Below are 12981 nucleotides of genomic sequence, written 5' to 3' on the forward strand. Positions count from 1 at the left end.
GTGCGCGAAGCGCGCGGGCCTATCGCGAAATCGGAGGATGGCGTCGCGGCCGGACACGCTACCTTCAACCCAAGCACGCCGCGCCAGTCAAAACTCTTGCCGAGCGCAGCGCTGAGCTCCCCCTGCCCTCTGGGTAGGGGGCTGGGGGGTGGGGAAGCCCGTCCAGATCAATGCAGCGGAACATGCCCAGGAAACCCGAGCAGATAGTCCAGCAAATCCCCCACCATCGCCGAGGCCGTCACCATCCCCCCCGCCCCGCCGCCCGCGAAGATCAGGGTGCCGCATTCCTCGCCCTCGTAAACAAGCGCGTTGCGGCTGGCCCCGGCGGTACACAGCGGATGGTCGTTCGGCAGCCGCCGGGGCGCCACGGTGGCCTTCCATCCGTGTCCATCCTTCTCCAACTCCGCCACCAGCTTGATGCGCTCCCCGTGCCCCCGGGCGTCCTCGATGTCCTCCGGCGTGACGCCCTCGATGCCCTGAATCTGCACGGCGCTGTAGGGGAAGTCGCCGTCGGCGCTGAAGCGGGCCAGCACGGCGAGTTTGTGGGCGGTGTCGAAGCCGCCGACATCCAGGGTGGGCGGGTCTTCGGCGTAGCCCAGGGCCTGCGCCTCCGCCAGCGCCTGCGCGTAGTCCTTGCCCGCCTCCATCTGGCCCAGGACGAAGTTGCAGGTGCCGTTCAGGATGGCCTGCAGCCGGGTAAACGTGCTGGCGCGCAGTACGGTGCTCATGGGGCCGATGACCGGGGTGCCGGCCATGACGCTGGCCTCGTAGTACAGGCGGCCATCCTGGGCGTAGGGGCGCAGCTCGTCCCAGCGCTCGGCGAGCAGGGCCTTGTTGGCGGTGATGACCGGGCGCCCGCTTCTCAGGTAGGGGCGCAGGATCTCCAGCGGCCGGTCGATGCCGCCCATGCACTCGACCACCACGTTGCATTCCTGCAGGAAGTCGCAGGTGTCGGTGACGCGGGTGCCCGGGGGGATGGAGCGCACCCTGGTCACGTCGCGCACCAGCACGCCCGCGATCTCGATCCGCACGCCCAGGTCGGTGAAGACGCTCTGGCGCCGCTGGATCAGGTTCAGGACGTCCTGGCCCACGGTGCCGCTGCCCAGGACGCCCACAGTGACGGTTCTCATGGGGTGGACTGTAACGCGCCGGGGATCGGGCTCCGGAGGGCCGGGATAGGTGTGGATCGGGTGGGCCGCCAGATTGGGGGCGAGTGACCGGCCGGGCCGGGAGGCGGGCGGTAGACTGCGGCATGTTGTTTCCTGTGTCCACACTCTGTCTGCCGTCTCCCGTGGGGCCGGCTGTACCTTCGCCGTGGCGGGTGCCCACGCGAACGGCGTATGTCACGTGATGCGCTGCTCATCCAGTGCGGGGGGACAGGCCGCCCCACCGCGCCCCTCCCCTGTGGCCGGCTCTGTGGTCGGCTCTGTACCCGGCCGGGGTACTCCAGACGCTGAGCCCCGCAGCCGGCAGGCGGGCCGCCCATGAGTTCGCGCCTGGACGAACTGGCCTCGGAGTTCGGGCTGGTCGAGCGCTCGCTGGGTGATCCGGCGGCGCTGGCCGACTCGCGCGAATACGCCCGCCTGACCCGCCGGCACCGCGAACTGCTGCCCCTGGTGACCCTGCTGCGCGAGCGGGATGCCCTGGCGGCCGACCTGGCGGGGGCCCGCGAACTGCTGGCCGACTCCGACATGCGCGAGCTGGCCGCCGGGGAGGTCACGGCCATCACGGCGCGGCTCTCGGAGATCGAGGCCGAGCTGGAAGTGCTGCTGCTGCCCACGGATCCGGACGACGCCAAGAACGTGATTCTGGAGCTGCGGGCGGGGGCGGGCGGCGCCGAGGCCGGGCTGTTCGTGACCGACCTGCTGCGCCTCTACACCCGCTACGCCGAGGGCGCCGGCCTGAAGGTCAGCGTACTGGACGCCAACGAGTCCGACCTGGGGGGAGCGAGCAAGGTCGTCGCGGAGGTCAGTGGCGAGTTCGCCTTCCGGGCGCTGAAGTGGGAACGCGGGGTGCACCGGGTGCAGCGCGTGCCCGCCACCGAATCGCAGGGCCGTATCCACACCTCCACGGCGACCGTGGCGGTGCTCCCCGAGGCCGAGCCGGACGAGGTGCACCTGAATCTGGCCGAGGTACGCATCGACGTCTACCGCTCGCAGGGGGCGGGGGGCCAGGGCGTGAACACCACCGACTCCGCCGTGCGCGCGGTCTACCGGGCGGGCACACCCGACGAGATCGTGGTGATCTGCCAGGACGGAAGATCGCAGATCAAGAACCGCGAGAAGGCGCTGCAGGTGCTGGCCTCTCGCCTGGCCGAGCGGGAACGGGCCGCCCGCGACGCGCAGGAGCGCAGCGAGCGCGCCTCGCAGGTGGGCTCCGGCGACCGCTCGGAGAAGATCCGCACCTACAACTACCCCCAGAACCGCGTGACCGACCACCGGCTGGAGGGCGACGACAAGAACCACCCGCTCGACAGCGTGATGTCCGGCGCCCTGAGCCCCATCGTGGCCGCCCTGGCGCGGGCAGAACGCGAGCGGCAGCTGATCGCCGTGAGCCGGGAGGGGCAAGATGGCGCGGCGTGACCTGCTGGTCGCGGCGGGCATCCTGCGCGACCGTTTCGGGCGGGTGCTGCTGGTGGGCAACGACTGGCAGGGCCACGGGCGCGTGCGCCACACCCTGCCGGGCGGCGTGGTGGAACCCGGCGAGACCCTGCCCGAGGCGCTCTACCGCGAGATCTTCGAGGAGACGGGCCTCAAGCTGACCGGGATCAAGCACATGGCCTACACCGTGCACATCGAGGACGAGCGCCGGGGCGAGCGGGCCATCGCGGTGGCCTTCGAGGCGACCTGGGACGGCCTGCTCAACCCCGCCGACCCCGACGGCTTCATCGTGGAGGCGCGCTTCTGCACGCCCGAGGAGGCGCTGGAGAAACTGGAGTCGCCCCCCATGCGCGAGCCCCTGAGCGACTTCCTGACCACTGGCGAGCCGGGGCGCTTCTACGCCTTCAAGGGCTGGGACGGCCGGGGAGGCCTGAGGATTCCGGGCCTGAAGTGAGTCTGGAATCCTCTTCGTTCGTGACCTCCTGGAGCGGCGGCAAGGACAGCGCCCTGGCGTATCACCGCGCCACGCGCGCCGGAGGTCGGCCGCTGGCGATCCTGACCGTGCTGGATGAGAACGGAGAGCGCACCCGCTCGCACGGCCTGCGCCCGGAGGTCATGCGAGCGCAGGCCGACGCGCTGGGCGTGCCGCTGTGGACAGCGCGGGCGAGCTGGGCCGCCTACGAGGCCGAGTTCACGGCGCTGCTGGCGCGGGCCGCCCGGGCAGGGGCGTCGAGAGCGGTCTTTGGGGACATCGACCTGCAGGCCCACCGCGACTGGGAGGAGGGGGTGTGCGCCCGCGCCGGTCTGGAACCGCACCTTCCCCTCTGGCTGGAGGATCGCCGCCCGCTGGTGGACGACCTGCTGCGTCTGGGCTTCCGCGCATTGATCGTCGCCGTGCGCGAGGACGCCCTGCCCACTGACCTCCTGGGCCGCGAGTTGGACGCCCCTCTGGTGCGCGAGATCGAGGCGCTGGGGGCCGACGCCTGCGGTGAAAACGGCGAGTATCACACGGTGTTGGTGAACGGCCCGGATTTCAGGAACCCACTGAACCTCGTCCCCGGCCCAGCGGGCATCCACCACACGGGCGAGGGTTCTCTGCGCGTGGCGACGCTGGATCTGGTACTGGCGTAGGACATACAGACTCCGACTCCACCGGCAGGAGTGGGAACACACCCACAACAGGCTTTCCAGAACTCCAGCCCTGTGAAAAGACCGAAGCACCCCCATTGCCCCTCTAACGAGCGCCGTTGAACGTGGCCCCACCCGCTCGGGGGCGGCCCCTCGCTCATCCAGACCAATTCACGTAGGCTCACTCCCTCATAGGCGCGAAGCGCGCGGGCAAGGCCGCGAACACGCGAAGAGCAGGTACGAAGCCCACGCCAACGAGACCACCGCCAGAGCCAGTGGAAAGACCGTGGCGACCACATGCCGAGCGCAGCGCTTCGCTCCCCCGCCACCAGGTTCCAGGCGCGTGCACAGGAACAGCGGCAACGCGCCGGCCGCCCGGCGCGGCGAAGACGTGGCCCCTCTGGGGATGGGGGCTGGGGGGTGGGGAAGCCCGCTGCAGGCGCCCACCTTCAACGTGCCCTTCCTACATCCGTGCCTGAGCCCATCCCCTCCAGAAGCTGCCCACCCCAGGAACCAGCACCGACAAAAAATCAGCGCGAGCCAGCTGCCCGCGCCGATCCCCCCTCCCCTCTCAGTCGTATTCGACAGCCACGATCTCGAACTTCGTGGTGCCCTTGGGGCCGGGAACCTCGACCACGTCGCCGGCGTGCTTGCCGCTCAGGGCCTTGCCGATGGGCGAGGCGTCGCTGACCTTGCCCTTCAGGACATCGACCTCGTAGGTGCCGACCAGCTCGAACTGGCGTTCCTGGCCCTTGCCGTCCTTCACGCGGATACGGGCGCCCAGGCCGGCCCCGCCGGTGGCGTCCTCCTCGACCACGATGGCGCGGTGGAGCTGCTCCTCCAGGGCGGAGATGCGCGACTCGTTCTCGCTCTGCTCCATGCGGGCTTCGTCGTAGGCGGCACTTTCCCGCAGGTCGCCGTCGGCGATGGCGCGGCCCATGTTCTCGCTGATCTGCTCGCGGCGCGTGGTTTTCAGGGTATGCAGGGTTTCCGCCAGTTTGTCATACCCCCGTTGGGTCATGGGAATGCGGTCGTTGGTCATAGCAATCGAGTATAGAGCAGTCGGGCAGAGGGCAGGAACGAAATGGGGCACTTTCCAGCGCTGCGCGGCCCCTCGCGGGCGGCCGATCAGAATTCGTGAAGGTGGCCCTTAGCCGCCCGGCGCGGCCGGCGCCTAGGCTGCGCCCATGACCGGAAACGATGACCAGCGTCCTGAAGAAACGACCGACGAGGTGCCGGGCAAGGAAGGCACGGTGGTGGATGAAGGCACCACGGGCGAACTGCTGCAGGACAAGATGGCGACCGAGTCCATCCTGCGCAGCGACGTGGCCTCCGAGAGCAGCAACCCCAACGACCAGCCGGGTTTTCAGGACGGCCTGCTGGGCGGCAGCGACTTTGAAGACCGCCAGGGCACGCCCAACAACGACGGCGACTCCGACCTGGAGGGCGACGCCCGCGGCGGAGCAGGAGCCGCCCGCAGCGGCGGCGTGGACGGTGGCCCCGCGCGCACCACGCCGCTACCGGGAGCGAAGAAGTAGAGGAGGCGGATGGCTGATAGCAGATGGCTGATGGCTGAAAGATCTTGAGCCATCTGCCATCTGCCCTAACTCCGCTGCCCGCCGATCCCCAGGTTCTCCACGACCGCCTGCTGCGCCTTCTTCTGGCTGTCCTTGACCTCGACCTGCACGCGTTCGCCGTCTTCGAGATCCATCACGAAATGGTCACCCTCCAGACGCACGCGGGAGAGGATCTGTTCGTCGCCCTCGGGGCGGGTCGTGGCGCGCAGTTCCACGTAGCGGCGCATGGGCGTGCGGATCACCTTGGGGGCCAGCACCTCCTCGACCTGGAAGATGCCGCCCGAGTTGTTCATGGTCACGTTGATGAGCACGGGCATGGTGCGGCCCTTCTCGATCACGACCTCATCGACCGCCAGCGCGGAGATGGAATGGATGTCCACCGAACCCAGCGAGAAGGCCTTGCGCCCGCGTCCCTTGGTGATGTCGGTGCCGTCGGCCACGGCGGTGATGCCGGCCTCCAGGGTCAGCGGCGGGGGGTTGAGGTCGTGGGAATTGATCGAGCCCAGGATGAACGAGCGAACCTTGGTGCGCTTGAACACGTCGGGATACAGCGGCCCCATGATCCGGTCGAGGATCGGCAGCGCCAGCGTGACCCCGTGCGCCTCGTGCCCGACGCGGTGGATCTGGTTGCCGATGTCGTGCAGCATGGTGCCCAGGATCACGGTCAGGTACACGTCGTCGGCGTCGCCCACGCCGGACTCCATCAGGTCGGGCTTCACGCCGGCGTCCAGCAGCAGCTCCGTGATCGCCAGGCTGGCCGCCCCGGTGATGAAGGAGTGCACGCGGCCGTGGTCGTTGTACCCCAGCTTGCGCATGGTGATGTAGTTGGACATGTCCCAGTGGGCCAGAGCCTCGGGGTCGCTGCGCAGGGCCTCATAGGCGGCCAGGGCTTTCGGGAACTCGGCCAGATCGGCGCGGATGGCGAGACTGGCCTCCTCGATGAGCTTGGCCCGCGGCGTGGTGAACTCGACGACGCGTTTCCCGTGCTCGCCCGTCGCCGGCAGCTCGCTGTGGCGGCCCTCGACGTCCTGCACGGCGCCGCCCTGCACGCTGAGCTTGAACTTCTGGTCGCTCTGGCGCCGGGCGGGCCGGTCGGGCCGGGGCTGATCGTCCGGGTTCTGGCGCCGCTCGGGGCCCGGTGGGCGCGGGTCGTCGCTCATGGTGGCTACTCCCCCTGGAAGGCCGGACGCCGCTTGTTCAGGAAGGCGTCCACACCCTCCTTGAAGTCGGCGGTGGCGGTCGCCAGCCCGAACATGTCGGCCTCGATCTCCAGGCCCGCCTCCAGGCTGGTGTCCAGACCGCGACGCACGGCTTCCTTCACCAGCGAGAGGGCAATCGGCGCGTTCCGGAGCATCAGTTCGGCCACCTCGCGCGCCCTGGTCAGGGCGTCGTCGGCCACGTAGTTGACCAGACCCATGCCCAGGGCCTCCTCGGCGGGCACCTGGCGGGCCGTGAGCATCATGTCCAGGGCGCGGCCCGCCCCGATCAGGCGCGCGAGGCGCTGGGTGCCGCCGAAGCCGGGCAGCAGGCCCAGCCCGACCTCGGGCAGGCCCAGGCGGGCCGTGCCGGCGGCCACGCGCACGTCGCAGGCCAGCGCCAGTTCCAGACCGCCGCCCAGCGCGTAGCCGTTCACGGCCGCGATGGTCGGGATGGGCAGGCCCGCGATCCGCGACATCACGTCCTGGCCCGAGAGCGCCAGCTCGCGGCCGTCGTAGACGCTCTGCACCTGAGTGAACTCGCTGATGTCGGCGCCGGCCACGAAGGCCTTCTCGCCGGCGCCCGTGATGATCAGCACGCCGACCTCGGCGTCCTCCACGATCAGGTCGACGGCCCGGGCGATCTCGCTGAGGGTCTCGGCGTTCAGGGCGTTCAGGGCGCCGGGGCGGCTGATGGTCAGCACCGCGATGGGGCCATGCTGGTCAATCTGGACGGTGTTGAATTCCAGTTCGTCGAGCTGCGTCATGGCCTCATCCTGACACGGGGCCGGATGAGGGGGCGGAAGCCAGGGCCACGATGGCCTCCAGCGCCACCCTGACCATGCGGTCGACGCCGGCCGCCAGCACGTCGTCTGGCACCAGCTGCGGGTCGCCGATATCGTTGGAGCAGGCGGTCAGGCAGCCGGCGCGCAGGCCACGCTGGGCGGCCACCAGAAAGATCGCGCTGGCCTCCATCTCGAAGCCCAGCACCCCGCGCGAGGCCCACAGCCGGGCGTGCTCGGGCGTGCTCGCGTAAAAGGCGTCCTCGGTCATGACCAGCCCGACGTGGTGCGGGGCCTCCAGGCGGCGGGCGGCCTGCACGGCGGCCTCCACGACCTCGAAGCTGGCGGCGGGGGCGTAGGGCGCCCCGCCCAGCAGCTGCCGGGTGGTGCCGTCGTTGGGCACGGCGGCGGTGGCGATCACCAGATCCGCCGGGGCGACCTTCGGGGTGGCGCCGCCCAGGGTGCCCACCCGGATCAGGGTCTTCGCGCCCAGCCGTGAGAGTTCCTCGGCCACGATGGCGGCGCTGGGACAGCCCATGCCGGTGGTCTGCACGCTGACGGGCACCCCCTGGTAGGTGCCGGTGAAGCCCAGCAGCTGGCGGTGGCTGGTGTACTCACGCGCGCCCTGCAGGTAGGTTTCGGCGATCAGGCGGGCGCGGTTGGGGTCTCCGGGCAGCAGCACATACGGCGCGACCTCTCCCGGCTGGGCCCGAACGTGGATCTGGTTCATGTGCGAAGTATAGGTGCCGTCTGGATGGGCCTTCACGGGAAGGGAGGGCGCCTCACCCCACCAGATCTTCTCATGAAAATTCAAAGCCTTAGGGATTTAAATATTTCTCATTTTATGGCTCCTAAGTTCGTGTGGCAGGAGCACGATCTTCTCACGCAGAATCTGAAGTCGCTCATTTTATCCTCATTGTGACAAAAGAAACGTTGCCGATTGGCTGAACGTGAACCGGAAACGGCTTCAGTTCACAAAGGGCTCACTGCACATGCCTACGGTAAGCGCAGGACGACGGACGGCCCAGGCCCCCCCGTGAGCCCACTTCAAGGAGACTCCATGCGCAAATCACTGCTTCTCGTCACCACCCTGGCCCTGAGCCTCGGCGCCGCCGGCGCCCAGACCACCCCTGCCGCTCCCGCCGCCACCCCCGCCCAGGTCACCCTGAGCGACGTCCCGGCCGGCCACTGGGCCAAGGACGCGGTCGACAAGATCGTCTCCTGCGGTCTGGTGCAGGGCTTCCCCGACGGCACCTTCCGCGGCAACGAGAACCTGACCCGCTACCAGGCCGCGCTGGTGTTCTACCGCCTGCTGCAGTCCGGCACGCTGGCCCAGTGTGGCTTCAGCGCCGGCGACATGACCACCATCTCCAACGGGATGCAGGAAGTCAGCACCGAGCTGGCCGCCATCGCCAACCGCGTGACCGACCTGGAGAAGCTCAGCGCTGACCAGCAGGCCCGCATTACCGCGCTGGAAGAGAAGATCAACGCGGTGGGCACCGCCGGCACCGGCACCGCCAGCGCCGACGTGACCGCCCTGCAGGCGCGCATCGACGCCCTGGAAGCCGCCATCCGCAACATCCCGGCGGGCCCCGCGGGCCCGGCCGGTCCTGCGGGCCCCGCCGGCCCGGCCGGTCCTGCGGGCACCAGCGCGACCGTGACCACGCCCCCCGTGGCCACCACCCCCGCCGAACCCGCCCCGACCACGGTCGTGATCGGCGAGCCCGCCCCCGAAGCCGCCATGAACGCCAGCTCCCTGTACGCCGGTGTGAGCGTGGGCGCCCGCACCAGCCAGGATCAGTGCGTGGTGCGCGGCAACCCCGTCAGCTACTGCGTGACCGCCGGCGCCGTGATCGGCTCGACCAACGTGATCGGCCCCGTGGGTGCCCGCGTCGCCGCCGAGTACCAGCCCGGCAACAACGGCGTGAGCGCCGACGTGAACGCCACCTACCACCTGAACTCGGGCGGCAGCCTGACCCCCTACGTGGGCGCGGGCCTCGGTCTGACCAGCAGCCAGGCGCGCACCGGCTCCGGCCAGGCCACCGACCTGTACGCCAACGTGCTGCTCGGCGCCGACTTCCGCATCACCAACTCGATCGCCGCCTATGTGGAAGGCAACGGCCGCTACTACCTGAGCAACAAGGGTCTGGGCGCCGGTCAGGGCAATGTCGCTACCAACACCGACGCTCAGAACGCTGCCCGCCGCGGCTTCGGCGTGGCCGTCAAGGCCGGCCTGAAGTTCTACTTCTAAACCTCTGAGCACCCCGGGAACTGAGGTTTCCGGACACCGTGGCCCTCCTCGTGGGGGCCACGTTTTCTGTTACCGATATCCGGCTGTTCGTTGTCTGATCCGGGCCCGGCTGGCGTCGGTGCCTCCCCGAGATCCACCAGCCGTCGGCCGGCCTCTGCCGTCTGACCACCGGAGGCCCGGCCTGCCGCTTCGGTTCCATCCCTCATGCTCCAGCCCCGGTGCCCCAGCCCCGATGGCGGGGTTTTTTCCGGTCGCCAGCGGCGGAGCGGCGCTACACTGAGGGCTATGCGGTTCGTGTCCTTTCTTCAGGTGCTGCTTCTGCTGTCCATCGCGGCGTACCTGCTGCTGGTCACGCTGGAGAATCCGCTGCCCGTGCGCCTGCCCCTGCCGCTGGGCGGCGGCGAACTCTCGCTGTCGGTGGGCCTGACCGTCACGCTGTTTCTGGTGCTGGGCGCGCTGTACGCCACGCTGCTGCTGCTGCCGCCCGTGTGGCGTGCCCAGGCCCGCCGCCGCCGCGAGGGGCAGGAGCGCGCGCGGGTCGAGGAGCGGCTGACCGCCACCCTGCAGGCCCGCCTGGGCTCCATGGCCGCGCCAGTGCCCGGCGCTGGCATGAGCGGGGGTCTCAGCAGTGCCAGCCCCAGCCATCCCAGTGTCAGCCACCACAGCGCCGAGGGGGCCCCCGGCAGTGAACTGCACCTGCAGACGCCCACCGCGGCCCCCGAGCGGGACGTGATATGAGCCCGAGATCCAGCCAGGCGCCCGACCGGCCCGAAGCGTCATGGCTCCTGGCGCCGCCCGCCAGCCGCGAGGAACTGCTCTCGGTGATGCGGACGTGGCGGGTCTCGCCGCCGGTGGCGCAGGTGCTGAGCGGGCGCGGGCTGACCCCGGCGCTGCTCGACCCGCCGCTCTCCCCCACCCCCAACCCGGCCCTGCGGGAAGCGGCGCGGCGGCTGGTGCGGGCGATGGGAGCGAACAAACGCATCCGTATCCACGGCGACTACGACGCCGACGGCGTGAGCGCCACCGCCGTGCTGGTGCTGGGCCTGCGGGCACTGGGCGCCGACGTGCACGGCTTCATTCCCCACCGGCTGAACGAGGGCTACGGGGTTCACCCCGACAAGGTCGAGGAACACGCCGCGGCCTGCGAGGTGCTGGTCACGGTGGACTGCGGCGTGACCAACGTGCAGGAGGTCGCGGCGCTCGTGGCGCGGGGCCTGGAGGTCATCGTCACGGATCACCACGCGCCGGGCCCCGATTTCCCGGCGGCGCTGGTCGTCCACCCGAGCCTCACCGATCACTACGACCACGCCCTGCACAACCTGACCGGCGCGGGCGTGGCCTACCACCTGCTGTGGGCGGTGCACAGCGAACTGGGCCTGCCCGAACCCCGCGCCCTGAGCGCCCTGGCGACGCTGGGCACGGTGGCCGACGTGGCCCCGCTGATCGGTGAGAACCGCGCCCTGGTGCGCGCCGGGCTGGACGCGCTGGCCGAGACCGAGCTGCCGGGCCTGCGGGCGCTGCTGGAGGCCGGGCGGGTGCGGCGGCCCACCGCCCGCGACGTGGCCTTCATCCTGGCGCCGCGCATCAACGCGGCCGGCCGGCTGGGCGAGGCCGACATCGCGCTGGAGCTGCTGACCACCGCCAGCGCCCACGACGCCCGGCGGCTGGCCGAATACCTGGAGATCCGCAACGTCGAGCGCCGCAAGCTGCAGGACGACATGTTCGAGCAGGCGCTGGGCATCGCCGACCCGTCCGACCCCGCGCTGGTGGTCACGCACGAGGGCTGGCACGCGGGCGTGATGGGCATCGTGGCGAGCAAGCTCCTCGAGACCTTCCACAAGCCGGTGTTCATCATCGCGCAGGGCAAGGGTTCGGTGAGGAGCACGCCGGGCATCAGCGCCGTGGACGGCCTGCGCTTCAGCGATGACCTGCTCCGGCGCTACGGGGGGCATCCGGGCGCCGCCGGCTTCGCCATCGAGGATGGGCAGCTCAGCGCCTTCCGCGAGCGCATCCACGCCTTCGTGCGGCAGTTCCCGGCCCCCCGGGCGCGCGTGCGGCTGGACGCCGGGCTGCCGATCCTGGGCGCCACCCCCGACCTGCTCACCGAAACGGCCGCCTTCGAGCCCTTCGGGGAGGGCCATGCGCCCCCGCTGTGGCACGTGCGCGACCACCTCAGCGAGACCCGGCTGGTGGGCAAGCGCGGCGACAGCCTGCAGTTCAGGGTGGGGCCGCTCCGGGGCATCAAGTACGGCGAGCACGACGACACGCCGGGCGAGCGCGACCTGGCCTCTCATCTGGTGAGCAGCGAGTGGCGCGGACAGAGCCGCCTGGAATTCCACGCCCAGGCGCTGCGCCCCCCCGGTCAGGTCACCCTGGACGTGTCGGAGAGCGGCGCCAGCGTGCCCCGCCTGCAGCCGCAGGGGGCCATGGAACACCTGCGCGCGGGGGCCAGCGCCTACGCCCTGGGGCCGGTCGCAGCCTACCTGAAGGACAACGTGCCGGGCCTGACCCTGGTGGAGGGCGGCGAGGCGCATCCGGGCGGCGAGCTGATCCTCTACGCCCTGCCGGCCGAGGACGACCTGCGGCGCTGGCTCGCGGACGGGCGCGTGGCCTTCGCCTTCGGGCCCAAGACCCTCTCGGAGCTGGAGGGCGCCCTGACCCGCCACCACCTGGCCGCCCCGCCGCCCAACCCGCTGCAGGACGCGACCCTGGACGATCCTCACATGGAGGCCGCCGCCGACGCCTACCGCCGCTGGCAGTGGGCGCACCACCACAAGGTGCTCGACGACGCCGGCTGGAGCGCGAGCGTGTACGCCATGCTGGGGCTGCCGGCCCTGGCAACGCCCGATCACGACCGTGCGCTCAGTCCGGCCTGACCCTCCCCGCCTGCGCGAGCGCCGCCCGAACGACCTGAGCGCCCTGGCCGCCGTGCTGGAGCGGGTACACCGGGTCGACGGCTATCCCTCGGTGTGGCCGGCCGAGCCACTGGCCTTCATCGCGCCGCCCCACACGCTGGGCGCCTGGGTGGCCGAGTGCGGGGAGCGCGTGGCAGGTCAGGTGATCCTCCGCGCCGTCCCTGGGGCTGTTCCTGGGGTCGTCTCTGGGGCCATCTCTGGGGACGTCCCCGCCTGGGTGCGCGCCACGGGCCTGCACCCCGGCGAGGTGGGCATCGTGTCGCGGCTGTTCGTCGATCCGGCGTGGCGGGGGCAGGGGCTCGCCCGCCAGTTGCTGCAGGTCGCCCAGGCCGCCGCGACCGCTGCCGGCCGGCGGGCGATTCTGGACGTGAACGAGAAGAACCGCGCCGCCACTGCGCTGTACGAGCGGGCGGGCTGGCAGCAGGTCGCCACGGTGCAGGGCGACTGGCTGGAGCCGGATGGGCAGCCGCCCACCGTGCGGGTCTACGTCTGGCCTGACGCCCCTGCCGCCCCGCCCCACCGCTAGACTTCC

General features: G+C 70.8%; 13 protein-coding genes. 8 read left to right on the top strand and 5 right to left on the bottom strand.

Annotated elements, in window-relative coordinates:
- Positions 1-167: 167 nt before the first annotated feature.
- A complete protein-coding gene (locus CVO96_RS06410) occupies positions 168-1130 on the bottom strand; it encodes a homoserine dehydrogenase (RefSeq protein ID WP_103311501.1) in 963 nt (320 codons plus the stop codon).
- 354 nt (positions 1131-1484) lie between these two features.
- On the opposite strand from CVO96_RS06410, the gene prfA reads away from it, so the two are divergent.
- The 3 genes from prfA to CVO96_RS06425 are packed head-to-tail and all read left to right on the top strand — an operon-like array spanning position 1485 to position 3731.
- Positions 1485-2582, top strand: coding sequence for a peptide chain release factor 1 (gene prfA, locus CVO96_RS06415; protein ID WP_103311502.1), 1098 nt, complete (start codon positions 1485-1487; stop codon positions 2580-2582).
- Positions 2569-3054: an NUDIX hydrolase gene (locus CVO96_RS06420; RefSeq protein WP_103311503.1), complete on the top strand. Its 486-nt coding sequence runs from the start codon at positions 2569-2571 to the stop codon at positions 3052-3054. Before prfA ends, CVO96_RS06420 begins: the two co-directional genes overlap by 14 nt.
- A 20-nt stretch (positions 3055-3074) precedes the next feature.
- Entirely contained in the window at positions 3075-3731 is a 657-nt protein-coding gene (locus CVO96_RS06425) for a Dph6-related ATP pyrophosphatase (protein ID WP_207795280.1), read from the top strand.
- A gap of 568 nt (positions 3732-4299) precedes the next feature.
- On the opposite strand, the gene CVO96_RS06430 is transcribed toward CVO96_RS06425, so the two are convergent.
- Positions 4300-4770 carry a transcription elongation factor GreA gene (locus CVO96_RS06430; RefSeq protein ID WP_103311505.1) on the bottom strand — a complete coding sequence of 157 codons (471 nt, stop codon included), beginning with the start codon at positions 4768-4770 and terminating at the stop codon, positions 4300-4302.
- A 145-nt stretch (positions 4771-4915) separates the two neighbouring features.
- Here CVO96_RS06430 and CVO96_RS06435 point away from each other — a divergent pair, with 145 nt between their 5' ends.
- Positions 4916-5266, top strand: a complete 351-nt coding sequence (locus CVO96_RS06435; protein WP_103311506.1) for a hypothetical protein — start codon at positions 4916-4918, stop codon at positions 5264-5266.
- Between the two features lie 65 nt (positions 5267-5331).
- Here CVO96_RS06435 and CVO96_RS06440 read toward each other — a convergent pair whose 3' ends face one another.
- The 3 genes from CVO96_RS06440 to CVO96_RS06450 are packed head-to-tail and all read right to left on the bottom strand — an operon-like array spanning position 5332 to position 8013.
- Entirely contained in the window at positions 5332-6465 is a 1134-nt protein-coding gene (locus tag CVO96_RS06440; RefSeq protein WP_243398192.1) for a phosphohydrolase, read from the bottom strand.
- A gap of 5 nt (positions 6466-6470) precedes the next feature.
- Positions 6471-7268: an enoyl-CoA hydratase/isomerase family protein gene (locus CVO96_RS06445; RefSeq protein ID WP_103311507.1), complete on the bottom strand. Its 798-nt coding sequence runs from the start codon at positions 7266-7268 to the stop codon at positions 6471-6473.
- A 4-nt stretch (positions 7269-7272) separates the two neighbouring features.
- A complete protein-coding gene (locus CVO96_RS06450) occupies positions 7273-8013 on the bottom strand; it encodes a phosphorylase family protein (RefSeq protein WP_103313333.1) in 741 nt (246 codons plus the stop codon).
- A gap of 330 nt (positions 8014-8343) precedes the next feature.
- On the opposite strand from CVO96_RS06450, the gene CVO96_RS06455 reads away from it, so the two are divergent.
- The 4 genes from CVO96_RS06455 to CVO96_RS06470 all read left to right on the top strand — a co-directional run bounded on the left by CVO96_RS06455 (position 8344) and on the right by CVO96_RS06470 (position 12975).
- On the top strand, positions 8344-9534 hold the full coding sequence (locus CVO96_RS06455) for an S-layer homology domain-containing protein (protein WP_103311508.1): 1191 nt from the start codon (positions 8344-8346) through the stop codon (positions 9532-9534).
- 285 nt (positions 9535-9819) lie between these two features.
- Positions 9820-10272 (top strand): lipopolysaccharide assembly protein LapA domain-containing protein, encoded by a 453-nt coding sequence (locus CVO96_RS06460; RefSeq protein WP_112778678.1) that lies wholly within the window; start codon positions 9820-9822, stop codon positions 10270-10272.
- Complete coding sequence (locus tag CVO96_RS06465) at positions 10269-12410, top strand: single-stranded-DNA-specific exonuclease RecJ (protein ID WP_243398193.1); 2142 nt, start codon at positions 10269-10271, stop codon at positions 12408-12410. The genes CVO96_RS06460 and CVO96_RS06465 overlap by 4 nt, the downstream gene beginning before the upstream one ends.
- Complete coding sequence (locus CVO96_RS06470) at positions 12391-12975, top strand: GNAT family N-acetyltransferase (protein WP_243398194.1); 585 nt, start codon at positions 12391-12393, stop codon at positions 12973-12975. Before CVO96_RS06465 ends, CVO96_RS06470 begins: the two co-directional genes overlap by 20 nt.
- Positions 12976-12981 lie beyond the last annotated feature (6 nt).

This window comes from Deinococcus koreensis (genome assembly GCF_002901445.1).
Lineage (GTDB): Bacteria > Deinococcota > Deinococci > Deinococcales > Deinococcaceae > Deinococcus > Deinococcus koreensis.